Below are 1505 nucleotides of genomic sequence, written 5' to 3' on the forward strand. Positions count from 1 at the left end.
ATCTGGCGTTAAGTATGTGTAAGAACCGTCATTTTTAATTAATACACGGTTTTTATCGTCACCGTAAGTCATTGAACGGAACCAAGTTGCACCGTCTTCTTCAAAAATCTCGTCGCGCTCTTTTAATACAGCAAGTGCTTGATCAATTTTCCCGTTTTTGTATAATGATGTTTCTGAGAACCATACATCAAATTTAACGCGGAAGCTTTCTAAGTCTTTTTGAAGTTTTGCTAATTCATATTTTAAACCGTACTCACGGTAGAATTCATAGCTTTCTTTTTCATCAGCTTTCGCATAACGATCACCGAATTCTTCTGCTAAACGTTTACCAATTCCAATGATATCCGCACCATGGTATCCGTCTTCTGGCATTTCTTTTTCTAAGCCTAAAGCTTGCATGTAACGAGCTTCAACAGAAAGAGCTAAGTTATGAATTTGGTTACCAGCGTCATTAATGTAGTACTCACGAGATACATCGTATCCTGCTTTTGCTAATAGGTTACATAAAGTGTCACCTACTGCCGCACCTCGTGCATGTCCTAAGTGAAGGTCACCTGTTGGATTCGCAGATACGAACTCAACTTGTACTTTTTCACCTTTACCAGTATTCGTTTCACCGTAAGCTTCACCAGCGTTTACGATTGTTGGAATTAAATCTGTTAAGTAGCTATTATCCATATAGAAGTTAATAAAACCAGGACCAGCGATTTCGATTTTTTCAATAGAAGCTTTTGCTTTATCGAAGTTTGCAACTAGTTCTTCTGCAATCATACGAGGTGCTTTTTTCGCAACGCGTGCAAGTTGCATTGCCATATTTGTAGAGAAGTCACCATTTGTTTTATCTTTTGGAGATTCTAATACAACGTTTGGAATCTGTTCTTCTGTCGCTAATTCTGCCTTTAATACAGCAGCCTGAATTTCTTCTTTAATCAATCCTTTTACCTGTTCTAAGGAATTCATTATTTTGCCTCCTTCAAATTAATTGTAATAGTATATCTGCCAGCTTCTTGTTCACTTAGAAGCAATGCGTACGTTAAGAAGAGTTGTCCTTTTTTCTTTTCATCCGACCATTTAAAAAGAACGTTATCAGTCTTTGTTTGCAATGCAAACGTACCAAGTTCACTCGTATACGTACCAGTTGTCCATTCACCTTTCACATGCGTCTGACGCATAGAAACAGCACCTGAACGCATAATGAGAACTTGTTCATCTTGAATTTTAATAATTGTTTTCACTTCGCCTTGTTCGTTCGGCTCCTGGAATGTTACATATGTACCTTGACCTTTTACATAGTATTGACCATTTGCTTCAAAAGCAACGGTTTCCTTCCTCGCCCCTTCACGGATTTCTGTTACGAAATGAACGTGTACCGGCAAGCCTGCAAGTTGTTTCTCCACGTCTTGCACACCTTTCAAATGTTATAGATATTAAATACTACTTATAATAAATCACTTTTCCTATCATATCAAAAAAAGACTCTGTCTGTCTGCTGAAAAATCAGGAAA

Annotated in this window: 2 protein-coding genes; both read right to left on the minus strand. The window is 37.7% G+C overall.

What is annotated here, in order from left to right; all coding sequences use genetic code 11:
• Positions 1–960, minus strand: a 960-nt coding sequence (gene argS / locus ACY191_RS05920) for an arginine--tRNA ligase (RefSeq protein ID WP_463269937.1), incomplete at its 3' end; no start/stop codon positions are given.
• A complete protein-coding gene (locus tag ACY191_RS05925; RefSeq protein WP_000414867.1) occupies positions 960–1397 on the minus strand; it encodes a YwiB family protein in 438 nt (145 codons plus the stop codon). The genes argS and ACY191_RS05925, both read right to left, overlap by 1 nt.
• Positions 1398–1505: the final 108 nt, after the last annotated feature.

It is taken from the genome of Staphylococcus sp. TCBT05, from assembly GCF_055179755.1.